Source organism: Microbacterium pollutisoli (genome assembly GCF_053586795.1).
In genome coordinates this window covers 83,655-107,907 of the sequence record NZ_JBNYWT010000005.1, presented here as the reverse complement: position 1 = coordinate 107,907, position 24,253 = coordinate 83,655, and the positions used below count along the sequence as shown (strand labels likewise).

The 24,253-nt window shown below is 70.5% G+C and carries 23 protein-coding genes; 20 read left to right on the top strand and 3 right to left on the bottom strand.

From position 1 onward, the window contains the following. The first annotated feature begins 6 nt into the window (after positions 1-6). From ACQ143_RS12110 to ACQ143_RS12030, 17 genes are all read left to right on the top strand, one after another. On the top strand, positions 7-693 hold the full coding sequence (locus tag ACQ143_RS12110) for an L-threonylcarbamoyladenylate synthase (protein WP_449570953.1): 687 nt from the start codon (positions 7-9) through the stop codon (positions 691-693). Then, on the top strand, positions 690-1,859 hold the full coding sequence (locus tag ACQ143_RS12105; protein ID WP_449570952.1) for an MraY family glycosyltransferase: 1,170 nt from the start codon (positions 690-692) through the stop codon (positions 1,857-1,859). Before ACQ143_RS12110 ends, ACQ143_RS12105 begins: the two co-directional genes overlap by 4 nt. Next, positions 1,856-2,365, top strand: a complete 510-nt coding sequence (locus tag ACQ143_RS12100; RefSeq protein WP_449570951.1) for a hypothetical protein — start codon at positions 1,856-1,858, stop codon at positions 2,363-2,365. The genes ACQ143_RS12105 and ACQ143_RS12100 overlap by 4 nt, the downstream gene beginning before the upstream one ends. Before the next feature lie 109 nt (positions 2,366-2,474). Next, on the top strand, positions 2,475-3,284 hold the full coding sequence (gene atpB / locus ACQ143_RS12095; RefSeq protein ID WP_449571115.1) for a F0F1 ATP synthase subunit A: 810 nt from the start codon (positions 2,475-2,477) through the stop codon (positions 3,282-3,284). Between the two features lie 46 nt (positions 3,285-3,330). Further along, positions 3,331-3,579: an ATP synthase F0 subunit C gene (atpE, locus tag ACQ143_RS12090; protein ID WP_449570950.1), complete on the top strand. Its 249-nt coding sequence runs from the start codon at positions 3,331-3,333 to the stop codon at positions 3,577-3,579. A gap of 28 nt (positions 3,580-3,607) precedes the next feature. Continuing rightward, positions 3,608-4,162 (top strand): F0F1 ATP synthase subunit B, encoded by a 555-nt coding sequence (locus ACQ143_RS12085; protein WP_449570949.1) that lies wholly within the window; start codon positions 3,608-3,610, stop codon positions 4,160-4,162. Continuing rightward, positions 4,162-4,950: a F0F1 ATP synthase subunit delta gene (locus ACQ143_RS12080; RefSeq protein WP_449570948.1), complete on the top strand. Its 789-nt coding sequence runs from the start codon at positions 4,162-4,164 to the stop codon at positions 4,948-4,950. The genes ACQ143_RS12085 and ACQ143_RS12080 overlap by 1 nt, the downstream gene beginning before the upstream one ends. 68 nt (positions 4,951-5,018) lie before the next feature. Next, positions 5,019-6,659 (top strand): F0F1 ATP synthase subunit alpha, encoded by a 1,641-nt coding sequence (gene atpA / locus ACQ143_RS12075; RefSeq protein WP_449570947.1) that lies wholly within the window; start codon positions 5,019-5,021, stop codon positions 6,657-6,659. A 20-nt stretch (positions 6,660-6,679) separates the two neighbouring features. After that, the gene (locus ACQ143_RS12070; RefSeq protein WP_449570946.1) at positions 6,680-7,585 is read left to right on the top strand and encodes a F0F1 ATP synthase subunit gamma; all 906 of its coding nucleotides are present in this window, start codon (positions 6,680-6,682) and stop codon (positions 7,583-7,585) included. Between the two features lie 23 nt (positions 7,586-7,608). Continuing rightward, complete coding sequence (gene atpD / locus ACQ143_RS12065) at positions 7,609-9,057, top strand: F0F1 ATP synthase subunit beta (protein ID WP_449570945.1); 1,449 nt, start codon at positions 7,609-7,611, stop codon at positions 9,055-9,057. Between the two features lies 1 nt (position 9,058). Continuing rightward, on the top strand, positions 9,059-9,319 hold the full coding sequence (locus ACQ143_RS12060) for a F0F1 ATP synthase subunit epsilon (RefSeq protein ID WP_449570944.1): 261 nt from the start codon (positions 9,059-9,061) through the stop codon (positions 9,317-9,319). Between the two features lie 60 nt (positions 9,320-9,379). Further along, entirely contained in the window at positions 9,380-10,129 is a 750-nt protein-coding gene (locus ACQ143_RS12055; protein ID WP_449570943.1) for a YaaA family protein, read from the top strand. Between the two features lie 122 nt (positions 10,130-10,251). Then, complete coding sequence (locus ACQ143_RS12050) at positions 10,252-11,985, top strand: ABC transporter ATP-binding protein (protein ID WP_449570942.1); 1,734 nt, start codon at positions 10,252-10,254, stop codon at positions 11,983-11,985. After that, on the top strand, positions 11,982-13,931 hold the full coding sequence (locus tag ACQ143_RS12045) for an ABC transporter ATP-binding protein (protein WP_449570941.1): 1,950 nt from the start codon (positions 11,982-11,984) through the stop codon (positions 13,929-13,931). Before ACQ143_RS12050 ends, ACQ143_RS12045 begins: the two co-directional genes overlap by 4 nt. 10 nt (positions 13,932-13,941) lie before the next feature. Further along, positions 13,942-14,919, top strand: a complete 978-nt coding sequence (locus ACQ143_RS12040; RefSeq protein ID WP_449570940.1) for an aldo/keto reductase — start codon at positions 13,942-13,944, stop codon at positions 14,917-14,919. A 70-nt stretch (positions 14,920-14,989) separates the two neighbouring features. After that, positions 14,990-15,778 (top strand): PP2C family protein-serine/threonine phosphatase, encoded by a 789-nt coding sequence (locus tag ACQ143_RS12035; protein ID WP_449570939.1) that lies wholly within the window; start codon positions 14,990-14,992, stop codon positions 15,776-15,778. Between the two features lie 66 nt (positions 15,779-15,844). Beyond that, positions 15,845-18,646, top strand: coding sequence for an FtsK/SpoIIIE domain-containing protein (locus ACQ143_RS12030; RefSeq protein WP_449570938.1), 2,802 nt, complete (start codon positions 15,845-15,847; stop codon positions 18,644-18,646). Here ACQ143_RS12030 and ald read toward each other — a convergent pair whose 3' ends face one another. Next, positions 18,647-19,762, bottom strand: coding sequence for an alanine dehydrogenase (gene ald / locus ACQ143_RS12025; protein WP_449570937.1), 1,116 nt, complete (start codon positions 19,760-19,762; stop codon positions 18,647-18,649). Positions 19,763-19,795: 33 nt separating this feature from the next. Continuing rightward, a complete protein-coding gene (locus ACQ143_RS12020; RefSeq protein ID WP_449570936.1) occupies positions 19,796-20,785 on the bottom strand; it encodes an asparaginase in 990 nt (329 codons plus the stop codon). Positions 20,786-20,823: 38 nt separating this feature from the next. On the opposite strand from ACQ143_RS12020, the gene ACQ143_RS12015 reads away from it, so the two are divergent. Beyond that, positions 20,824-21,306 carry an OsmC family protein gene (locus ACQ143_RS12015; RefSeq protein ID WP_449570935.1) on the top strand — a complete coding sequence of 161 codons (483 nt, stop codon included), beginning with the start codon at positions 20,824-20,826 and terminating at the stop codon, positions 21,304-21,306. On the opposite strand, the gene ACQ143_RS12010 is transcribed toward ACQ143_RS12015, so the two are convergent. After that, the gene (locus tag ACQ143_RS12010) at positions 21,303-22,076 is read right to left on the bottom strand and encodes a lysophospholipid acyltransferase family protein (protein ID WP_449570934.1); all 774 of its coding nucleotides are present in this window, start codon (positions 22,074-22,076) and stop codon (positions 21,303-21,305) included. The genes ACQ143_RS12015 and ACQ143_RS12010 overlap by 4 nt on opposite strands. A gap of 117 nt (positions 22,077-22,193) precedes the next feature. Between ACQ143_RS12010 and ACQ143_RS12005 the strand changes: the two genes are divergently transcribed. Together ACQ143_RS12005 and dxr are read left to right on the top strand one after the other, a co-directional pair. Continuing rightward, the gene (locus ACQ143_RS12005; RefSeq protein ID WP_449570933.1) at positions 22,194-23,144 is read left to right on the top strand and encodes an FKBP-type peptidyl-prolyl cis-trans isomerase; all 951 of its coding nucleotides are present in this window, start codon (positions 22,194-22,196) and stop codon (positions 23,142-23,144) included. 21 nt (positions 23,145-23,165) lie between these two features. Next, entirely contained in the window at positions 23,166-24,248 is a 1,083-nt protein-coding gene (gene dxr, locus ACQ143_RS12000; RefSeq protein WP_449570932.1) for a 1-deoxy-D-xylulose-5-phosphate reductoisomerase, read from the top strand. Positions 24,249-24,253 lie beyond the last annotated feature (5 nt).

Here is a 24,253-nt window from a genome sequence, read left to right as displayed (position 1 = left end):
GCGGATATGTCTCCCGTCTTCGACTGCTGCGATGCCGACCAGCTGCTTCCCGCCATGCGGGCCGCACGGCAGGCCATCGGCCGGGGTGAGCTCGTGGTGGTGCCCACCGACACCGTCTACGGCGTGGCCGCCGACGCGTTCAACGCCAGCGCGGTCACCCGGCTGCTGGAGGCGAAGGGGCGCGGCCGCCAGTCGCCGCCGCCGGTGCTCGTGGCCGGGGTCGCGACCATGCGCGCCCTCGTGGCCGAGGTGCCCGAGCCCATCGAGAGGCTCATCGACGCGTTCTGGCCCGGCGGCCTGACGATCGTCCTGCCTGCCCAGCCGTCACTGTCCTGGGACCTCGGCGACACCGCAGGCACCGTCGCGGTGCGGATGCCGGCCGAGCGGATCGCGCTGGAGCTGCTGGAGGAGTGCGGGCCGCTGGCGGTGTCCAGCGCCAACCTCACCGGTCGGCCCGCGGCCACCGCGGTGCACGAAGCGGTCGACATGCTCCGCGACGACGTCGCGGTGTATCTCGACGGGGGACCGGTCAGCACCGGTGTGGCCTCGACCATCATCGACGCGACCGGTCTGGTCGGCGATTCCGCACGCGAGGTGCGGGTGCTCCGCGAGGGTGCGGTCGATCGTGCCGCGTTGCGCGGGGTGCTCGGTGACCTGCTGGAGGCGGATCCCGACCCCGGCGGCGACACGTGAAGCACTACATCTTCACGGTCATCCTGACCGGTGCGCTCACTCTCGCACTCACGTGGGTCGTGTGGCGGGTGAGCATGCGCTACAAGCTGTATCCCGGCATCCGCGAGCGCGACGTGCACAAGACGCCCAAGCCCCGCCTGGGGGGCGTGGGCATGTTCCTGGGCTTCACCGGGATGTTCGCGCTGTCGTCGCAGGTGCCGTACTTCGACATCATCTGGCAGAAGCCCCAGGTGATGTGGGCGATCTACGCGGCCACCGTGCTCATCGTCCTCGTCGGCGTCGCCGACGACCTGTGGGACCTCGACTGGCTGATCAAGCTGGGTGTGCAGTTCCTCGCAGCCGGCATCGTCGTCGGCTTCGGCGGTGTGCAGCTGTTCGTCATCCCGCTGGGCGGTCAGCTGCTCCTGTCGAGCTGGCAGAGCTTCATGCTGTCGGTGTTCGCCATCGTCATCGTCATGAACGCCGTCAACTTCATCGACGGCCTCGACGGACTCGTCGCCGGGGTGGCCCTCATCGCCAACGGCATCTTCTTCGTCTACACCTACCTCGTGGCCCGCGACACCGGCATCGACAGCTACTCGAGCCTCGCGTCGTTCATCGCGATCGTCCTGGTGGGGGTGTGCATCGGCTTCCTGCCGCTGAACTGGAGCCCCGCGCGGCTGTTCATGGGGGACTCCGGCGCGCTGATGCTGGGCCTGCTCATGGCCGTGTCGGCGATCGCGTTCACCGGACAGCTCGACCCCGGCCTGCTCGGTGACAACGACGTGTTCGGACGCTCGCAGTTGCTGGGTGCCTTCATCCCGATCCTGCTGCCGCTGGTGGTGGTGCTGCTGCCACTCATGGACTTCGGGATGGCCGTCGTGCGGCGGATGTCGCGCGGCAAGTCGCCGTTCAGCCCCGACCGCAAGCACCTGCACCACCGCATGCTCGACATGGGGCACTCCGACCGCGCCGCCGTGGTCATCTTCTACGCGTGGACGACGATCGTGAGCCTGGCCGTCCTGTTGATGTACATCGGGACGACCGCTGACTGGCCGTGGGGCTACTGGCCCGGCGTCGCCTATCTCGGCGTCGGTGTCGTCGCCTGCCTCATCGTGACCCTCACCCCCTCGTGGCCCCCGCGGGCCGCGGCATCCACCCCTCTCGAACAGGAACAGCCCTCATGAGCAGCCAGAGCCTCTCCAGCAACCGCATCCTGCGCACCACCCTGCTGTGGTCCGCGGGGGTGACCGCGGTGCTCGCGATCGCCGGCGCGGTCATCGGATATGCGGTCGCGGGGATGCCGGGACTGTGGAGCGCCCTGATCGCGATCGTGCTGGCGGCCGTGTTCCTGTCGCTGACCGGGGTGACGATCCTCGTCGCGAACCGCTGGTACGGCGACCCGTTGTTCGTGCCGATCTTCTTCGGTGCCGTGATGGGCGGATGGCTGCTGAAGTTCGTCCTGTTCCTGGTCGCCCTGTTCGTCCTGCGCGGGCAGGAGTGGCTGCATCCGACCGTGTTCGTGATCGCCCTGATCGCCGGCGTCGTGGCCGCGCTCGCCATCGACGTGACGGTCATGCTGCGCATGCGGGTGCCACATGTCAGCGACACCACCCTGCCCACCGCGGCCGACATCGACGATCCGACCGACGATGAGGCCGGTCCGGAGGTAATTAGCGGTCCGGAGTCCTGATAGGCTGATCCCCGTGCCCGCTCGCGTTCGCCGCTGAGCGCTGGTGCAATCACGCTCACCGACCATCGTTGCCTCGGTCCACACCGATGCCCCGAAGCTGGAGCCAGCGCTGTTTACTGAAGCTGCGACCCTGATCGCCAAGACCGCTGAAAGCGGACCCGAGTTCCATGGTCCGTCCGTTGATGAGTTCTTCCCGGAGGCCGTCTTCCAGATCGGCGATCTGGTCATCAACCGGATCCACCTCATCCAGTTCCTGGCGACGGCCGCCGTCGTCCTGATCTTCTGGCTCGGCACGCGCCGCATGACGGTCGTTCCGGGACGCTTCCAGAGCATCGTCGAGATGGGGCTGGACTTCGTGCGCATCAACATCGCCGAAGACCTGCTGGGCAAGAAGGACGGGCAGCGCTTCCTGCCGATCCTGACCACGATCATGTTCATGGTGCTGTTCATGAACCTGACCGGCATCATCCCGTTCCTGAACATCGCCGGCACGAGCATCATCGCCGTCCCGCTGCTGCTGGCCGTGGTCAGCTATGTCACCTTCATCTACGCGGGCCTGAAGAAGAGCCCCAAGGGGTTCGTGAAGAACTCGCTGTTCCCCTCGGGCGTGCCGCCGTTCCTGTACATCATCGTGACGCCGCTCGAGTTCATCTCGACCTTCCTGGTGCGCCCCGTCACGCTGACGCTCCGACTTCTCATGAACATGATGGTCGGACACCTCATGCTGGTCCTGTTCTTCGCGGCCACGCACTTCTTCCTCATCGACCTGGGCGGCTGGTGGTCGGCGCTGGCGGCGGGATCGCTCGCCTTCGGCCTCGCCTTCACGGTCTTCGAGATCCTGGTGGCCGCCCTCCAGGCCTACGTCTTCACCATCCTCACCGCGGTCTACATCCAGCTCGCGGTGGCAGAAGAGCACTGAGCGGGCGGGCTCAAGCCCTCCCACCCAACCGAAAGGAAAACACCCCGTGGACGCAACTACGGTTCTGGCCGCTGTCAACCTCGACGTGACCGGCTCGCTCGCGACCCTCGGCTACGGCCTGGCCGCCATCGGCCCGGCCATCGGCGTGGGCATCGTCGTCGGAAAGACGATCGAGGGCGTCGCCCGTCAGCCCGAGCTGGCCGGCCGCCTGCAGGTGCTGATGTGGATCGGTATCGCCTTCACCGAGGCGCTCGCCTTCATCGGCATCGCCACCGCCTTCATCTTCGGCTTCTGATCCCGCACACCTGACGTAAGGAGACAGGATGCTCAACGCTCTTGTCGCGTACGCCGCGGAGGCGGAGGCGGAGCACAACCCGCTCATCCCCGCGTGGTACGACATCATCTGGTCGGCTGTGTGCTTCGTGGTCATCCTGTTCGTCTTCTGGAAGGTCGCCCTTCCGAAGATGAAGGACCTGCTCGACGCGCGGGCCGCCGCCATCGAGGGGAACATCGCCAAGGCCGATGAGGCTCAGCGCAAGGCCGAGGCCGCGCTCGAGGAGTACACCTCGCAGCTGGCCGAAGCGCGCAAGGAGGCCGGGGAGATCCGTGACGCCGCCCGTGAGGACGGCAAGAAGATCGTCGCCGAGGCCAAGGAAGCCGCCGCGAGCGAGGCCGCCCGCCTCACCGCCGCCGCGCACACGCAGATCGAAGCCGAGCGCCAGACCGCACTCGTCTCGCTGCGCAGCGAGGTCGGCACGCTGGCCCTCGACCTGGCCGGTGGGGTCATCGGTGAGACGCTCTCCGACGACGCGAAGGCACAGGCCGTGGTCGACCGCTTCCTGGCCGACCTCGAGGCCTCCGAGAAGGCGGCGAAGTAATGGGCAGCGCGACCACTCAGGCGCTCGCGGCTTCGACCGCGGCGTTGGACGCCGCGAGCGGCATCGACCTCGACGTCGCCCGCGAGCTGTTCGCTGCGGCCCGTGCCCTGGGTGACACGCCGCAGCTGAGCGGTGCGCTCTCCGCCGCCGTCGCGCCCGCCGAGGCGCGCACGAAGGTCGTCGCCGACGTGTTTGCCGGTGCACGCGACGTCACCGTGTCGCTGCTGAGCACCGTCGCCGCGCAGCGCTGGTCGTCCACGGACGACCTCATCAGCGGTGTCGAAGAGCTCGCGATCCGGGCCGCCGCGGTCGCCTCGCCGGAGGTCGACATCGACGCGGAGCTGTTCGAGGTGGCACGCGCCGTGGCCGGCAGCCCCGAGCTCGAGCTGGCCCTGGGCAGCCGACTCGGCGACGCCGACGCGAAGGGCGGACTCATCGAGTCGATCCTGTCGGGCCGGGCCAGCGAGGCGACGACGCTCATCGTGTCGTCGCTGGTGCAGCGGCCGCGGGACCGCCGCGTGCGTGCGCTGCTGACCCGCGCGCTCAACCTGGTGGCCGCTCAGCGTGGCCGCACGGTCGCGATCGTGCACGCCGCCCGTGACCTCAGCGACGCCCAGGTCTCCCGCCTGCGCACCGTGCTCGGTCAGCGCTACGGCACCGACGTGGCGCTCAACATCGTCATCGACCCCGCGGTCGTCGGCGGTGTGCGTGTGGAGATCGGCGACGATGTGATCGACGCCACCGTCTCATCCCGACTCGGCGACCTGCGTCAGCGGCTGGCCGGCTAGAACTTCCCGCTCCACCGGGAGCGGACACGGCAGGGCAGGCGCCCTCCGACAGACATAGAAGGAAAACCATGGCAGAACTGTCCATCAGCCCCGACGTCATCCGTGACGCGCTGAAAGACTTCGTCGCCGCGTACGAGCCGACGGCCGCGGCCGCGACTGAGGTCGGCACCGTCGTGGACGCCGCAGACGGCATCGCCCACGTCGAGGGACTGCCCGGCGTGATGGCGAACGAGCTCGTGCGGTTCGAGAACGGCGTCGAGGGTCTCGCGCTGAACCTCGACGAGGACGAGATCGGCGTCGTCGTGCTCGGTGACTTCTCCGGCATCGAGGCGGGCCAGAAGGTCACGCGCACCGGTGAGGTCCTCTCCGTCGCCGTCGGCGACGGCTACCTCGGCCGCGTCGTCGACCCGCTCGGCAACCCGATCGACGGCCTGGGCGATATCGCCACCGAGGGTCGTCGCGCGCTGGAGCTGCAGGCGCCGGGCGTCATGCAGCGCAAGAGCGTGCACGAGCCCATGCAGACCGGTGTCAAGGCGATCGACGCGATGATCCCCGTCGGCCGTGGCCAGCGTCAGCTGATCATCGGTGACCGCCAGACCGGCAAGACCGCGCTGGCGATCGACACGATCATCAACCAGAAGGACAACTGGGAGTCCGGCGACGTCAACAAGCAGGTCCGCTGCATCTACGTCGCGATCGGCCAGAAGGGCTCGACCATCGCTTCGGTGAAGGGCGCGCTCGAGGAAGCCGGCGCCATGGAGTACACCACCATCGTCGCCGCTCCGGCATCCGACCCCGCCGGCTTCAAGTACCTCGCTCCGTACACCGGCTCGGCGATCGGCCAGCACTGGATGTACGGCGGCAAGCACGTGCTCATCATCTTCGACGACCTGTCCAAGCAGGCCGAGGCCTACCGTGCCGTGTCGCTGCTGCTGCGCCGCCCGCCGGGGCGTGAGGCCTACCCGGGTGACGTGTTCTACCTGCACTCGCGTCTGCTCGAGCGGTGCGCGAAGCTGTCGGACGAGCTCGGCGCCGGGTCGATGACGGGTCTGCCGATCATCGAGACGAAGGCCAACGACGTCTCGGCCTACATCCCGACCAACGTCATCTCGATCACCGACGGTCAGATCTTCCTGCAGTCCGACCTGTTCAACGCGAACCAGCGCCCCGCCGTCGACGTGGGTATCTCGGTCTCGCGCGTGGGCGGTGACGCTCAGGTCAAGTCGATCAAGAAGGTCTCCGGCACGCTCAAGCTCGAGCTGGCCCAGTACCGCTCGCTCGAGGCGTTCGCGATGTTCGCCTCCGACCTCGACGCGGCTTCGCGCCGTCAGCTCGAGCGCGGTGCGCGCCTGACCGAGCTGCTCAAGCAGCCCCAGTACTCGCCGTACCCGGTGGAGGAGCAGGTCGTCTCGATCTGGGCCGGCACCAACGGCAAGCTCGACACGATCGAGGTCGAGGACGTGCTGCGCTTCGAGCGCGACCTGCTCGACTACCTGAAGCGCAACACGACGATCCTCGACCGTCTCCGCGACTCGAACGTGCTCGACGACGACACCGTCGCCGAGCTCGAGAAGGTCACCGACGCGTTCATCCTGGAGTTCCAGGGCGGCAAGGGCCAGGCCATCAACAAGCCGGGTCACGAAGAGGTCGCCGCAGCTCACGAAGAAGACGTGAACCAGGAGAAGATCGTCAAGGGCCGCCGCGGCTGAGCGTCTGAGGAGAAGAATCCATGGGCGCACAACTCCGGGTCTACAAGCAGAAGATCGCCTCTGCGCAGACCACGAAGAAGATCACGAAGGCGATGGAGCTCATCGCGGCTTCGCGCATCCAGAAGGCGATGGGGCGCGTGCGCGCCTCGTCCCCCTTCGCGCGGGCCGTGACGCGCGCCGTCTCCGCCGTCGCGACGCACTCGAACACCGTCCACCCGCTCACGCAGGAGCGTGAGGTCATCCGACGCTCCGCCGTGGTGATCTTCGCCTCCGACCGTGGTCTGGCCGGCGCGTTCAACTCGCAGATCCTCCGTGAGGGGCTGCAGTTGGGCGAGCTGCTCCGGTCGCAGGGCAAGGAGGTCGCGTACTACCTCGTCGGGCGCAAGGCGGTGGGCTTCTTCCAGTTCCGCCGCATCAGCGCGGCCGGTGAGTGGGTGGGCGACACCGACACCCCGCACTTCAACACGGCCGAGCAGATCGCCGGCGCCCTGCTGGACGCCTACGACCGCACGGGCGAGGACCCGACCGGTGTCGACGAGATCCACCTCGTCTACAACCGCTTCGTGAGCATGATGACGCAGACGCCCGAGACGGTGCGCCTGCTTCCGCTCGAGGTCGTCGAAGCCGACGAGGCCGAGGTCGCCACGACCAGTGTGTACCCGCTGTACGAGTTCGAGCCGAGCGCCGAAGTCGTGCTGGACGCGCTGCTGCCGGTGTACGTGCAGAGCCGCGTGTTCAACGCGCTCCTGCAGTCGTCGGCGGCCAAGCACGCGGCCACGCAGAAGGCGATGAAGTCCGCCAGCGACAACGCCGACAAGCTCATCACCGACTACACCCGCCTGCGCAACAACGCGCGCCAGGCCGAGATCACTCAGCAGATCGCCGAGATCGTCGGCGGCGCCGACGCTCTGGCGTCGGGCAAGTAAGACCACACCGAAAGAGACAGAGAATGACTGCCACAGCCGAGAAGGCCGAAACCACGGTCGTCGGTCGCGTCGCGCGCGTCACCGGCCCGGTCGTCGACATCGAGTTCCCGCACGACTCGATTCCCGACATCTACAACGCGCTCAAGACGACGATCACGATCGGCGACGAGTCCACCGAGATCACGCTCGAGGTCGCCCAGCACCTGGGTGACGACCTCGTCCGTGCCATCTCCCTCAAGCCCACCGACGGCATGGTCCGCGGCCAGGAGGTGCGCGACACGGGCGGCCCCATCACGGTGCCGGTCGGCGACGTCACCAAGGGTCGCGTGTTCAACGTCACCGGTGACGTCCTCAACGCCGCGCCGGGCGAGACGATCGAGGTCACCGAGCGCTGGGGCATCCACCGCCAGGCGCCGAACTTCGACCAGCTCGAGTCGAAGACCCAGATGTTCGAGACCGGCATCAAGGTCATCGACCTGCTGACCCCGTACGTGCAGGGTGGCAAGATCGGTCTGTTCGGCGGTGCCGGCGTCGGCAAGACCGTCCTCATCCAGGAGATGATCCAGCGCGTCGCGCAGGACCACGGTGGTGTGTCGGTGTTCGCCGGTGTCGGCGAGCGCACCCGTGAGGGCAACGACCTGATCCACGAGATGGAAGAGGCCGGCGTCTTCGACAAGACCGCCCTCGTCTTCGGTCAGATGGACGAGCCGCCGGGGACGCGTCTGCGCGTCGCGCTGTCGGCTTTGACCATGGCCGAGTACTTCCGCGACGTGCAGAAGCAGGACGTGCTGTTGTTCATCGACAACATCTTCCGCTTCACGCAGGCCGGTTCCGAGGTGTCCACGCTGCTGGGCCGCATGCCCTCGGCCGTGGGCTACCAGCCCAACCTCGCCGACGAGATGGGTGTGCTCCAGGAGCGCATCACCTCGACCCGCGGTCACTCGATCACCTCGCTGCAGGCGATCTACGTGCCCGCCGACGACTACACCGACCCGGCTCCGGCCACGACGTTCGCCCACCTGGACGCGACGACCGAGCTGAGCCGTGAGATCGCGTCGAAGGGTCTGTACCCCGCCGTCGACCCGCTGACCTCGACCAGCCGCATCCTCGACCCGCGCTACATCGGTGAGGACCACTACCGCGTGGCCACCGCCGTGAAGCAGATCCTGCAGAAGAACAAGGAGCTGCAGGAGATCATCGCGATCCTCGGTGTCGACGAGCTCTCCGAAGAGGACAAGGTCGTCGTGGCCCGCGCCCGCCGCATCCAGCAGTTCCTCTCGCAGAACACCTACATGGCGAAGAAGTTCACCGGTGTCGAGGGCTCCACGGTCCCGATCAAGGAGACCATCGAGTCGTTCGACGCGATCGTCAAGGGTGACTTCGACCACGTGGCCGAGCAGGCCTTCTTCAACGTCGGTGGCATCAGCGACGTCGAAGAGCGCTGGGCGCAGATCCAGAAGGAGAACGGCTGACATGGCACTGACGGTCACGCTCGTCTCCGCCGAGGCGGAAGTCTGGAACGGTGAGGCCAGCCTCGTCGTCGCCAAGACCGTCGAGGGCGAGATCGGGTTCATGACCGGACACGAGCCGGTCCTGGCGATCCTCGCCGAGGGTCAGGTCCGCATCACGCAGACCGATGGCACCAAGGTGATCGCGGACGCGCACTCGGGTTTCCTGTCAATGGAGGGCGACGAGCTCACCATCGTGGCCGGGCACGCCGCGCTCACTTCCTGACGTCACACGACGACGCCGTCCGGATCCGTCCGGGCGGCGTTCGTCGTCTGCGGAGACCACATGCTGATCCTTCTCCCGCCCTCCGAGACCAAGCGACCCGGCGGCGATGGCGCACCGCTCGCCATCGATCGGCTCGCCCTGCCGTCGCTGCACGACCAGCGCGACACCGTGGTCGATGCGCTCATCGCGCTCAGCGCCGATCCCGAGCGTGCGGCGCGGGTGCTGAAGCTGTCGGAGCGGCAGCGTGGCGACATCCCCCACAACGCCGCCCTGCGCACGGCGCCGACCATGCCGGCCGTCGACCGGTACACCGGCGTCCTGTTCGATGCGCTCGACGCCGCGACCCTGCCCGCGGCGGCCCGCCGCTGGCTGGGCGCCCACGTGCTCATCCACTCGGCGCCGTTCGGGCCCGTCGGCGCCCTCGACGGCATCCCGATGTATCGGCTGGCCGCCGGTACATCGGTGCCCGACCTGCCGCCACTGCGCCGGGTGTGGGCGGCGCCGGTGACCGCGGCACTCGATGAGGAGCCGGGCCACTTCGTCCTCGACCTGCGCTCGGAGGCCTATGCGGCACTGGGACCGGTGCCCGAACGAAAGCGCGGTGCGTACGTACGCGTGGTCACCGAGGGGCCCGACGGCGCGACGCGTGCGCTCAACCACTTCAACAAGCACGCGAAGGGCGCGCTGGTGCGTGCCCTGGCACTGAGCCGGCCCCGCTGCGAGCGCGCGGACGCGTTACGACGGTGGGCCGACGAGGCGGGGTGGATGCTACGCCCCGGCGCCGACGGAGAGCTCGAGCTGGTCGTCTGAGGCTCAGATCGTTGACCTGATCGGTTCGCTGACAGCGCACGCCCTCAAGTTGAGCCGCGCCGGCGACCGGCGTAGCGTCGATCCTCGCGTGCGGTGCGTCTGCGCGCCGGAAAGGGAACCTCGTGCTCGGCCGACTACTCGTGCGCTATCTGCGTCCCGCCTGGCCGCTGATCCTCGCGGTGATCGTCTTCCAACTGGCGCAGTCCATCGCCTCGCTGCAGCTGCCGACGCTCAACGCCGACATCATCGACAAAGGTGTCGTCGTCGGCGACATCGACTTCATCTGGCGCACCGGCGGGGTCATGCTCCTCGTCAGCGGCGTGCAGGTCGTCTGCGCCATCGTCGCCGTCTACTTCGGGTCACGGCTGGCCATGGCGATGGGGCGCGACCTGCGCGCGGCGCTGTTCCACCGGGTCGTCGCGTTCTCGCAGCGCGAGGTCGGCCAGTTCGGCGCGCCGTCGCTCATCACCCGCAACACCAACGACGTCCAGCAGGTGCAGATGCTCGTGCAGATGTCGGCGACCGTGATGGTGTCGGCGCCGATGCTGGCCATCGGCGGCATCATCATGGCGATCCGCCAGGATGCCGGACTGTCCTGGCTCATGGTCGCCGCCGTACCGGTGCTGCTCGTCATCGTCGGGCTGATCGTCGTGCGCATGGTGCCCGCTTTCACGCAGATGCAGGCGCGCATCGACCGGGTCAACCAGGTGATCCGCGAGCAGCTCACCGGCATCCGCGTCGTGCGTGCCTTCGTACGCGAAGACCACGAGCAGGCCCGGTTCGAACGGGCCAGCGGCGACGTCATGGACACGGCCCTGCGCGCCGGCAACCTCATGGCGCTCATGTTCCCCGCCGTCATGCTCGTCATGAACGTGTCCAGCGTCGCGGTGATCTGGTTCGGCGCCTTCCAGGTGCAGAACGAGGGCGTCCAGATCGGAACCCTCTTCGCCTTCCTCAACTACCTCATGCAGATCCTCATGGGCGTCATGATGGCCACCTTCATGTTCGTCATGATCCCGCGCGCGGCGGTGTGCGCGCGCCGCATCGGCGAGGTGCTGCAGACCGAGCCGTCGGTCCAGGCGCCGCTCGACCCGGTCGACGCCCCCGCCGGTCGCGGCCGCGTCGAGTTCCAGAACGTTGACTTCGCCTACCCCGGGGCCGACGACGCCGTCCTCCGCGGCATCGACTTCACCGTCGAACCGGGCACGACCACAGCCGTGATCGGCTCCACCGGGGCCGGCAAGACCACCCTGGTGGGGCTGGTCGCCCGGCTGTTCGACGTCACCGGCGGGGCTGTGACCCTCGACGGTGAGGACGTGCGCCGACTCGACCCCGACGACCTGTGGCGTCGCATCGGGCTCGTCCCGCAACGCGCCTTCCTGTTCGCCGGCACCGTGGCATCCAACCTCCGCTACGGCGACGCCGGCGCGACCGACGAGCAGCTGTGGCGGGCCCTGGAGCTCGCCCAGGCCGCGGAATTCGTCGCGGCGCTTCCCGGCGGTCTGGATGCACCGGTCGCCCAGGGCGGCACCAACCTGTCCGGCGGGCAGCGGCAGCGCCTCGCGATCGCCCGGGCCCTGGTCAAGCAGCCCGAGCTGTACGTCTTCGACGACTCGTTCTCGGCCCTCGACCTGCGCACGGATGCCGCACTGCGGCGCGCGCTCGACACCCACCTGCCCGAGGCGACCCGCATCGTCGTGGCACAGCGCGTGTCGACCGTGCAGAACGCCGACCAGATCATCGTGCTCGACCACGGCCGCATGGTGGGCCGCGGCACCCACGACGACCTGCTCGCCACCAACGACACCTATCGCGAGATCGTCGAATCGCAGCTCACGGCGGAGGAAGCGGCATGAGCGGTCACGGTCCCGCCGCCGGCGTCGCGCCCGGCCAGAAGGCGCAGAACTTCGGCGCGAGCGCAAAACGCCTGCTCGGCGAGCTGCGCACCGACATGCCCCAGCTGGTCGCCGTGCTCGCACTGGGCGTGCTGTCGGTGGCGCTGACCGTCATCGGCCCCAAGATCCTCGGCGAGGCCACCAACGTCGTGTTCGCCGGGTTCATCTCGCTGCAGATGCCCGCGGGTGCCACCCGACAGCAGGTGATCGACCAGCTCATCGCCTCGGGCAACGCCCAGCAGGCCGACATGCTCGCGGCGATGGAGTTCACGCCGGGAGCAGGCGTCGACTTCGCCCGGCTCAGCACGATCATCCTCGCCGTGGTCGCCGTCTACGTGTTCGCGAGTCTCTTCGGGTGGCTGCAGGGCCGCATCCTCAACGGCATCGTCCAGCGTGCCATGCACCGCCTGCGCATGCAGGTGGAGGAGAAGGTGCACGCCCTCCCGCTGTCGTACTTCGACAAGGTGCAGCGCGGCGAGCTGCTCAGCCGCGTGACCAACGACGTCGACAACATCGGCCAGACGATGCAGCAGGCACTGTCGCAGGCGGTGGTGGCCCTGCTCACGGTCATCGGCGTGCTCGTCATGATGTTCGTCCTGTCGCCGCTGCTGGCGGTGATCGCGCTGGTGACGATTCCCCTCACGCTCGTGATCACGGTGCTGATCGCCAAACGTTCGCAGAAGCTGTTCGTCGCGCAGTGGAAAGCCACCGGCATCCTCAACGCCCGTGTCGAGGAGACCTTCTCGGGGCACGCCGTCGTCAAGGTCTTCGGACACCAGGCCGAGGCGGAGGCCGACTTCCGTGCCGAGAACGACGAGGTGTACCGGGCGAGCTTCGGCGCCCAGTTCCTGTCGGGCATCATCATGCCCGCCATGATGTTCATCGGGAACCTCGTCTATGTCGCCATCGCCGTGGTCGGCGGACTGCAGGTGGCCGGTGGTCTCATGTCCATCGGCGACGTGCAGGCCTTCATCCAGTACTCCCGCCAGTTCACCCAGCCGCTGAGCCAGCTCGGCTCCATGGCGAACCTGCTGCAGTCGGGCATCGCGAGCGCCGAGCGCGTGTTCGAGCTGCTCGACGAGGACGAGCAGACACCCGATCCCGAGCCGGCCGAGACCGTCCCCGCGGGCGAAGGCCATCTCACCTTCGACGGCGTCTCGTTCCGCTACAGCCCCGACAAGCCGCTCATCGACGCACTGTCGCTCGACGCCCGCCCGGGCAGCACCGTGGCCATCGTCGGCCCCACGGGCGCGGGCAAGACGACGCTGGTCAACCTCATCATGCGCTTCTACGACGTCGACGCGGGCGCCATCACCCTGGGCGGGCTCGACACGCGCCGCATGACCCGCGACGACCTGCGATCGCGCACCGGCATGGTGCTGCAGGACACCTGGCTGTTCGCCGGCACCATCCGCGAGAACATCGCCTACGGCCGGCCCGACGCCACCGAGGACGAGATCGTCGCGGCGGCCACCGCCGCCTACGTCGATCGGTTCGTGCACGCGCTCCCGGACGGTTACGACACCCTTCTCGACGACGAGGCCACCAACCTGTCCGTCGGCGAACGGCAGCTCGTCACCATCGCCCGGGCCTTCCTGTCCGACCCGCGCCTGCTCATCCTCGACGAGGCGACCAGCTCGGTCGACACCCGCACCGAGCTGCTGATCCAACGGGCCATGTCGAAGCTGCGGGAGGACCGCACCGCGTTCGTCATCGCCCACCGCCTCTCCACGATCCGCGACGCCGACCTCATCCTCGTCATGGAGGACGGCGCGATCGTCGAGCAGGGCGCGCACGACGACCTGCTGGCCGCGCGAGGGCCCTACTGGCGGCTGTACAACGCGCAGTTCGAGGCGCCGATCGAGGAGGACCTCGATCCCGTCGAACCGGTGGGGCCCGCCGGGTAACGTGGCAGACATGCAGATTCCCCAGCGCCGCCTCGGATCCTCCGGCCTGCTCGTGAGTGCGGTCGGTCTCGGCTGCAACAACTTCGGCCGGGCCGGTACCGTCACCGAGACCCTCGAGGGCACCACGGCGGTCATCGACGCGGCATTGGATGCCGGAGTCACCCTCCTGGACACCGCCGACATCTACGGGCGCGAACCCGGCCTGTCGGAGACGCTGATGGGGGAGGCGCTGCGGGGCCGGCGCGATCGGGTGGTGCTGGCGACGAAATTCGGACACCACGCGGTCGATGTGGGGATCTCGGGAGGGTCGCGCGGGTCGCGCAGCTACGTGAGACGCGCCGTCGAGGCCTCACTCACCCGGCTGCAGACGGACTGGATCGACCTCTACCAGCTGCACACCCCCGACCCGGGGACACCGATCCCCGAGACGCTCGATGTGCTGGACGACCTCGTCCGCGAGGGCAAGATCCGTTACATCGGCCACTCGAACCTCGCCGGGTGGCAGATCGCCGAGGCCGAGCTGACGGCCCGGGCCGCGAGGGTCAACGCGTTCATCTCCGCCCAGAACCACTACAGCCTGCTGCGACGCGCGGCCGAGCGGGAGGTCCTGCCCGCGGTCGAGCGATTCGGGCTCGGGTTCCTGCCGTACTTCCCGCTGCACAACGGGCTGCTCACGGGGAAGTTCACCCGCGCCGGCGGGCCGGCCGACAGTCGCATCATGCGGCAGCGTCCCCACCTGCACGAGGATGCGCCGTGGGACGCGCTCGAGGCGTTCCAGGCCTTCTGCGACCAGCGCGACATCAGCATGCTCGAGGCGACGGTCGGGTGGCTGCTGTCGCGGCCGGCGCTGACCAGCGTGATCGCCGGCGCCACCACGCCCGACCAGATCCGCGCCAATGCGGCCGCCGCCGCAGCCTGGACGCCCACGGCCGACGACCTGGCCGCCATCGACGACCTGTTCCCCCTGGTCGCCGACCCGGCGGCGTGACGGACGGCGTCCGCCGCGACGTCCACTAGAGTGTGAAGGCGCGGTGTCGTCGACCAGGGAAGGGTGGAGCGTGCCCGAGCCCACGACCCAGTCACGGACCGTCCCGGTGGCGGACGGTGCCCTCGAGTTGCGCTGGGCCGAAGTCACCGACCGCGGCCGCCGCCGCGACGTGAATCAGGATGCCGTGCTCGCGAAGTATCCGCTGTTCGTCGTCGCCGACGGCATGGGCGGGCACATCGGCGGCGAGATCGCCAGCACCAGCACCGTCGAGCGCCTGGCCGCGGTCGCCGAGAAGGGCGCCGTCACCCCGAAGACGATCGAGAAGGCCCTGTCCCGCGCCGTCGCGGACATCTCCGCCCATCCGGAGGCCACCGACGACGGCACCGGCACCACCGTCACCGGGGTCTATCTCGACCTCAGCGACGAAGAGCCCACCTGGGTCACCCTCAACATCGGCGACTCCCGGGTGTACCTGTTCCGCGACGACAGCCTCGCCCAGGTCACCACCGACCACTCCGTCGTGCAGGAGCTCATCTCCTCCGGGCGGCTGAGCCCCGAAGAGGCGGAGAACCACCCGTACGGCAACGTCATCACCCGTGCCGTCGGCCCCAGCGACGACGTCGCCCCCGACTACGTCCGCCTCGAGGTCGTCGACGGCGACCGCTTCGTCATCTGCAGCGACGGGCTCACCAAGGAGCTCACCGACTACGGCATCCTGCACTTCCTGCTCGCACACGACGACCCCGCCGAGGCGGTGGCCGCGATGCTGGATGCCGCGCTCGAGAACGGCGGGCGCGACAACATCACGATCATCGTGCTGAACGTCGCGCACACCGCTTCCTCCCCAGCCGCCGACTGACCCGGACCGTCCACCGATCCGGCCGAGCCGGTCGGGCGTCCCGTCGCGGCGGGGTTGACTGTGCGCGTGCGCCCCGTCGAACGCCCCCTCCCGCAGCCGGCCGACGCTGCCGCCGACGACACGGGACCGGTGCGGCTTCCCGTGCCGCCCACCCCTGCGCCCAGGCCGCCGCTGCCGGTGCTCGCGGCCCTCGTGCCGGTGGCTGGCGCGGTCGTGCTGTGGCAGGTCACCGGATCGGCGTTCGCGCTCTGGTTCGCCGCGCTGGGGCCACTCATGGCGGTCGCCTCGCTGCTGGACGGACTCCGCAGTGCGCGTCGGGCCCGCCGCGCCGCCGCCCGCGACACCGCCACCGCGCTCGACCACGCCGCCGATGCGCTGCGCCGCCGACATGACCGCGAACGCCGGCGACGCTGGGCGCACCACCCCGACGCGGCCCGGCTGGCCCGCAGCGGCGACGACGTGTGGCGCACGGTCCCCGGCCGGGCCGAGGCGGTCGTCGTGGGGCGGGGCACGGATGCCAGCGGCGTGACCGTCACCGGCGGCGACGACAGCGAGCGCGCCCGCGACCTGCGCCGCCGTGCCACGCGCCTGGACGACGCGCCGGTGACCGTACCGCTCACGGTCGGGATCGCGGTCGTCGGGCCGTCCCTGCCGGCACGGGCGGTCGCGCGCGCACTGGCCCTCCAGGTGTGTCTCGCGCACCCGCCGGGCGCGGTCCGCATCCACGACGAGAGCACGCTCTGCCCGCAGGCGCTGCCGCACCGTCACCGCGGGGCCGACGCCCTCGTCCTGTACGCCGGCGACACGTCCCGGCCGATCCCCGCCGACGTCGACATCCCGATCGTCCAGGTCGCCCCGGGCGCGCCCCCGCCGCCGCGCTGCGCGGCGGTGCTCACCCTCGAGGGGGTGACCCGCGCGCGGCTCGACCATGACGGCCTCACGCGGGACGTGCACGTGGAGGCCCTGTCGGCGACGCAGGCGACCGCCGTGGCCGAGGCGCTCGGTGAGCGGGCGACGACGCTCACCGGTGCCCCCGAGACGGCGGGCACGCTCGCCGACCTGCTGGCGACCGCGCCCGCCGCACAGCCACGGGCGTTGACCGCTCCCATCGGCGTGCGGGCGGGCGCGCCGGCGGTCATCGACCTCGTCGCCGACGGGCCCCATGCGATCGTGATCGGCGTCACCGGGTCCGGCAAGAGCGAGCTGCTCACGAGCTGGGTCGTCGCGCTGTGCGCCGCGCACACGCCCGCCGAGGTGTCGTTCCTGCTCGTGGATTTCAAAGGCGGGCGCACGTTCGACGCCCTCGAGCCGCTGCCGCACGTCACGGGCGTGCTCACCGACCTCGACGAGACGGCGGCGCTGCGCGCCGTCGAGAGCCTGCGCGCGGAGATCCGGCACCGCGAGCAGGTCCTGGCGACGGCCGGGGCGCGGGACGTGGCCGAGGCCGACGGGGCGATCGGGCGGCTGGTCATCGTCGTCGACGAGTATGCGGCGCTCGTCGCGGCACATCCGAGCCTGCACGACCTGTTCGGCGACCTCGCGGCGCGGGGCCGCGCGCTGGGCCTTCACCTGGTGCTCGCCTCGCAGCGGGCCGGGGGCGTCTTCCGCGACGCGGTGCTCGCCAACGCGCCGCTGCGCATCAGTCTGCGCGTGGCCGACCCCGCCGACTCCCGCGCCGTGCTGGGCACCGACGAGGCCGCCCTGCTGCCCGGCGGCGCGGAGGCGATCGGCACCGCGCTGGTGCGCCGCGCAGCCGACAGCACGGCCGCCGCCGTACGCGTCGCCCGATGCGACCCCGCGACGATCGCCGCGGTCGCCGCGCAGCACCGCTGTCCTCGGGCGCGGCGACCTTGGCTGCCGGCGCTGCCGGCACACGTGCGGCTCGCGTCGGTGCGCACCCCGGGGGCGATCGTGCTGGGTCTGGGCGACGAGCCGGAGCGGCAGCGGCAGGAGCCGGTCGTCCTCGCGGCGCACGAACCCGGGTTCACCGTGGTCGGGCAGGCCGGCTCCGGGCGCACCACGGTGCTGCGCGCGGTCGCCACGCAGGCCGCCGCCGTGCATTGGGTGGGCGGGAGCGCGGAGCAGGCGTGGGACGCGCTCGGCGAGGTCGCCGCCCAGCCGCCGGGCACCGCGGTGCTGGTCGACGACGTCGACACGATGCTGACGACGCTGCCGTCCGACTACGCCGCGGAAGCGCTGAGCCGGCTCGAACACGCCGCGCGGGAGGCGCGGTCCCGCGGCATCCACGTGGTGCTGACGGCGCGACGGCTCGGGGCCGGCGTCACCCGGGTCGCCGACCTGCTGCCGCGGCGCCTGCTGCTGGCGCTGCCCTCCCGCGCCGACCACGTCGCCGCCGGCGGTGACGGGCGCGAAGCCCTCGTCGATGCCCCGCCCGGTCGCGGTCGCTGGGGGAGCACGCTGCTGCAGGTCTGCGAACCGGAAGACGTGCCGGTGCCCCGCGCCGCCGACGCAGGTGAACCGTGGCATCCGGGCCGCCGGGCCGTGGCATTCATCACCCCGGGCGGGTCGGCGACAGGGCGGGTGCTGCGGGCGTGGCGGGACGCGGGCGTGCCGATCCGCGCGCTCGACGACCTCACCGCGGCGACGGACGGCCTCGACCCCGGCACCGTGGTGTGGGCGCGCCCGGACACGTGGCTCGCGCAGTGGCGGCTCCTGGCCCAGGCGCGCGCCGGGGCGGATCTGCTCATCGACGCGGCCTGCGCGGCGGAGTACCGCCAGCTGACCGGCAGCCCCGACCTGCCGCCCTTCGCCCTGGCCGGCGCCGGTCGCGCCTGGCTGCACCGCACCGACCGCGACGGCCAGGCCCGCCGCGTCCTTCTGCCCGGCGCCGCGGGGTCGGCGCGCTGATCACCCCAGCACGTCGGCGGCGTCCCGCAGCGGCAGCTCGTGCGCGGCGGCCACGCCGGCGTTGACGATCGTCCCGCCGGCGACGTTGAGGCCGGCGGCGAGCCCCGCATCGGCGCGCAGCGCGTCGCGCCACCCGTCGGCGGCGATCCGTCGCACATACGGCAGCGTCGCGTTCGTCAGCGCCGACGTCGAGGTGTTCGGCACCACGCCGGGCATGTTGCCCACGCAGTAGAACACGGTGTCGTGCACCGCAAAGGTGGGGTCGTCGTGGGTCGTCGGCCGGGTGTCCTCGAAACAGCCGCCCTGATCGACCGCGATGTCGACCAGCACCGAGCCCGGTCGCATGCGGCTGACCATCTCGTTCGTGACCAGCTTGGGTGCCCGCGCCCCGGGGATCAGCACCGAACCGATCACCAGGTCGCTCACCGCCACCTGGGCGCCGAGGTCGAGCGGATTCGACGCGGCGGTCTTGATGCGTCCCTGGAAGTGGTCGTCGAGCATCCGCAGACGGGGGATGCTGGTGTCGAACACCGTCACGTCGGCACCCATCCCCGCGGCGATGACCGCGGCATTGGCTCCCGCCACGCCGCCGCCGATGACGGTCACCGTGGCCGGCCGAGTGCCCGGCACGCCCGACATGAGCAGTCCGCGCCCGCCCGCCGACCGCAGCAGGGTGGCAGCGCCGACGGTCGGGGCCAGACGGCCGGCCACCTCGCTCATCGGCGCCAGCAGCGGCAGTCCGCCGCCAGGGCCGGACACCGTCTCATACGCGATCGCGGTGACGCCGTCGGCCGCGAGACGTTGCGTGAGCGTGCGGTCGGCCGCGAGATGCAGGTAGGCGAAGACAGTCAGGTCGTCGCGGAAGTGCCGGTACTCCTCGACGACCGGTTCCTTGACCTTCAACAGGAGCTCGGCCCGGTCCCAGATGTCGCCGGCGTCGTCGAGCAGGACGGCACCCGCGGCCGCGTATTCGGCGTCGGGCATCGACGAGCCGGCCCCGGCGCCACGCTGCACGAACACCTCGTGGCCGTCGGCGACCAGGCCGTGCACCCCCGCCGGCGTGAGCGCAACGCGATATTCGCTGTTCTTGACCTCGGTGGGAACGCAGATCCTCATCGTTCTTCCTTCCCGCGCTTCTTGTGGGAGCCGCTACACGGTCGGCCTGATCGAGCCGACATCCGCTCCGCCGCCGGATACGGTCAGCGGAAGCCTGGTGAGCGTGTGCGCGATATCGGCGGCGGCCAGCGCCCCGACGCGGACGAGCAGGGTGAGCGCGACGGCGGTGGCCGCGCGGCCGCTGCCGTCGAGGATTTTCAGCGCCACCGTCGTCCCGTCGGGCGCGACCATCACCATCACGCCCTCGGCACCGCCCTTGGCGAACACGCCGAGCGACTCGATGACGACCGTGTCGGGGCGCCCGGGGCCGTCGATCGCCCACGGGTGGGCGCGGACGGTCTGCACGAGCTGGCCGGCGCTGCGGTGCAGGGCGAACGGCGAGCGTTCGGACGACGTGCCGACGCGGTGGATCGCGCGCGCGAGCGCCGTCAGCGGCATTGCGTACACTGGGGCGCCGCAGCCGTCGACCGCCGTGGCGAGGGTCTTCGCGCCGGTCAGGCGTTCGATGACGTCACGGATGTGGGCCTGCAGGGGATGCTCCGGGTCGAGGTAGCCGTCGGTGCTCCAGCCGCCGGAGCGGCAGGCCAGCAGCATCGCCGCGTGCTTGCCCGAGCAGTTCATCCGCAGCCGGTCCGGTCCGCCAAGCTCGCGGACGAGCTCATCGCGGGTCGCGCGGTCGCCCGGCCACGCCGGTGGGCAGCCCAGCGCGGACTCCTCGACGTCTGCGGCGTTCAGGATCTCCCGCACGACGGCCACGTGCCGGTCGGTGCCGGAATGGCTCGCGGTGGCCAGCGCGAGCCGTTCGTCGGTCAGCGGTGCGCCGGCGGTGACGCACGCGAGCGCCTGCAGCGGCTTGAGGCTCGAACGGGGCAGGATCGGCTGGTCGACGCCGCCGAGGGTCAGCACGGCCGTGCCCTCGGGGTCCAGCACGATGGCCGCGCCGGCATGGCGGGACTCGATGAAGCCGCTGCGTTCGACGACCGCCAGTTCGACGGCATCCGAAACAGAAAGGGTCTGCGCCACGAGCCCAGCCTATCGAGCACGCGTGCCAGACTGACCTCATGATCGGCGAGCACCATTACCGGCTGCGCAGCACGTGGACCGGCAACCGGGGTTCCGGCACGACGGGGTACCGCGACTACGACCGCAGCGTCACCCTGTCAGTCGACGGCAAGCCCGACATCGCGGCATCCTCCGACAAGCCCTTCCGCGGCGACCCGTCACGGTGGAACCCCGAGGACCTGCTGCTGGCCGCACTCAGCCAGTGCCATCTGCTCGCGTACCTGCACGCCTGCGTCACCGCCGGGGTCGTGGTCGTCTCCTATCACGACGACGCGACCGGGATCATGGTCGAGGACGGCCGCGGCGGCGGCGCGTTCACCGAGGTGACCCTGCGTCCACAGGTCGAGGTCGCCGATCCGGCGATGGTGGATGCCGCGGTCGCGGCGCACGCGCAGGCCAACGCCTGGTGCTTCATCGCCAACTCGGTCAACTTCCCGGTGCGCCATGAGCCGGTCGTCACCGTGGCCGGGCAGGCGGCTTAGCGGCGTTCGTGGGGGAGGGCCTGGCGGATCCGCTCGACCGGGTTCTGCGGGGGCGCCTCGTTGTAGGCGTTGGCCAGTTCCTGGCCCGACAGGGCATGGATCGCCGACATGATCTCGTCGGTGGCCAGGCGGCGGGCCTTGCCGGATGAGGCCGGGCCGTGCTGTGAGAGGTCGAGCGGTTCGCCGAAGCGGATGGTGACGCGGGGGCGCGTGCGCGGCCACTTCGCGCCGACCGGCATCGCCTCGTTGGTGCCGGCCAGTCCCACCGGAACCACCTTCGCCCCGGTCTGCAGGGCGAGGAAGGCGACTCCGGTGCGCCCCTTGTAGAGGCGGCCGTCGAGCGAGCGGGTGCCTTCGGGGTACAGGGCGATGGCCCGGCCCGACTGCAGGATGCGCTTCTGCTGCTCGAGGGCGTCTAGGGCGGCCTGGCCGGCGCCGCGCTGCACGGGCGTGGCGCCCAGCGCCGTGAAGAAGCTGCGGCTGAGGCGGCCGCGGAGGCCGGTGCCTTCGAAGTAGGACGACTTGGCGAGGAAGTACACCGGGCGCGGCGCGAACATGGGGATCACGAACGAGTCGATGAACGACAGGTGGTTGCTGGCGAGGATGACCGGGCCGGTGCGGGGGATGTGCTGGCGGCCCTCGATGTGGGGCCAGTAGATCAGCCGTGCCAGCGGTGCGATGCCCCACCGCACGAAGTAGTACAGGAAGCCGACGCCGGAGACCTCGTCTGAGGATGACTCGGCGGGAGCGGGAGGCTGCGCATCGGTCACCCGTCGAGGGTACTCCGATTCTCATGCCCGTCCGTGCATGCTGCTTTCACAGCGGGGACAGAAGAACGTGCGGCAGGATGAGAGCTCATCCCCGCTCCCTGTCTGTGAGGTCTGTCCGTGCGTCTGCGCCCGATCGCTGCTGTATCCACCATCGCCGTCTCGATGCTTCTGCTGGCCGGCTGCGGCGCCACCGCCGAACCCGACCCGACGCCGGCGGCGGCAGACGACCTGTGCGCGGCGATCGCGGAGCCGGGTGAGGCGTCGGAGGCGGTCAGCGTCGAAGGCGACCCCGGCCAGCCGGCGACGGCGACCTTCACGGCGCCTCTCGAGTTCACCGAGCCGCAGGTCTCGGTCATCGCCGAGGGGGAAGGCGAGCCGATCGAAGCCGGTGAGTTCGTGTCGTTCGCGTTCACCGTCTACAACGCCACGACCGGTGAGGAGATCACCAGCGCCGGCTACCAGGACGGCGAAGTGCTGCCGTCGCAGGTGTCCGCCGACAGTGCGCTGGGACAGATGATCGGCTGCGCGGCTCCCGGCCAGCGGGTGGTCGCGACCGTCCCGGCGACCGAGTCGTACGACGCCGAGGTGTACGTGCTCGACGTGCTCGGCACGGTGCCCGGCGTCGCCTCCGGCGAGCCGCAGGAGGCGCCGGAGGGGATGCCGGAGGTCAGCCTGGCTGAAGACGGCACGCCCTCGGTCACCGTGGGCGACACGGCCACGCCGGACACCACCCAGATCGCGACCCTGCAGAAGGGCGACGGGGTCACTGTGGCCGAGGGCGACCTCGTCATGCTGCAGTACCACGGCGTGCGCGTGTCCGACGGCGAGGTCTTCGACTCGACGTGGGACGGCGGCGTGCCGATCAGCTACCAGACGACCGGGTTCGTCGAGGGCTTCCAGAAGGCGCTGGTCGGGCAGACCGTCGGCTCGCAGGTGCTCGCCGTCATCCCGCCGGCCGAGGGCTACGGCGAGGGCGAGATCAACGCGGAGAACCTCACCGGCGAGACGCTCGTGTTCGTCGTCGACATCCTCGGCGCGCAGCACGTGCAGCAGCCGACGACCGAGTGACCCGCCGATAGGCTGGTGGTCATGCGGCGCGTCCTGATCCTCGGCTCCACCGGCTCGATCGGCACGCAGGCGCTGGACGTCATCGGCGCCCACCGCGACCGGTTCGAGGTCGTGGGGCTGGCCGCCGGCACCGATCGCGAGCAGCTGGCCGCGCAGGCCGCCGCGTTCGGCGTCGCGCACACCGCCCTCGGCGCCGACGAGGCCGAGCAGCTGGTCCGCGATGTCGAGGCCGACGTGGTGCTCAACGGCATCACCGGCTCGGTGGGCCTCGGGCCGACGCTCGCCGCGCTCGAAGCCGGTCGCACCCTGGCGCTGGCCAACAAGGAGTCGCTCATCGTCGGCGGCGATCTGGTGACCGCTCTGGCGGCGCCGGGCCAGATCGTGCCGGTCGACTCCGAGCACTCGGCGATCGCGCAGGCGCTGCGCTCCGGGGCCGCCGACGAGGTGCGGCGGTTGGTGCTCACGGCATCCGGGGGCCCCTTCCGCGGCCGCAGCCGCGAGGAGCTCACCGAGGTCACCCCGGCGCAGGCCCTGGCCCACCCCACGTGGGACATGGGGCGCGTCGTGACCACCAACTCGGCGACCCTGGTCAACAAGGGGCTCGAGGTCATCGAGGCGCACCTGCTGTTCGGGGTGCCCTACGACGCCATCGACGTCGTCGTGCACCCGCAGTCCATCGTCCATTCGATGGTCGAGTTCATCGACGGGTCCACGATCGCGCAGGCCTCGCCGCCCGACATGCGTCTGCCCATCTCGCTCGGCCTCGACTGGCCGCACCGGGTCACCGGCGTCGGCACGCCGCTGGACTGGACCCGAGCGCAGAGCTGGACGTTCGAGCCGCTCGACGACGAAGCCTTCCCCGCCGTGCGGCTGGCCAAACAGGTGGGGCGTGCCGGCGGCACCTTCCCCGCGGTGTTCAACGCCGCGAACGAGCAGGCCGTCGACGCCTTCCACGAGGGGCGGCTCGACTTCCTCGGGATCGTGGACACGGTGGCGCGGGTCGTCGACGCCCACGAGGCACCCGCGGTGCTCGACCGGGCCGGCCTCGCGGAGGCCGAGCGCTGGGCGCGCGCGGCCGCCGACCAGGCCATCGCCGCTCGCTGAGACCC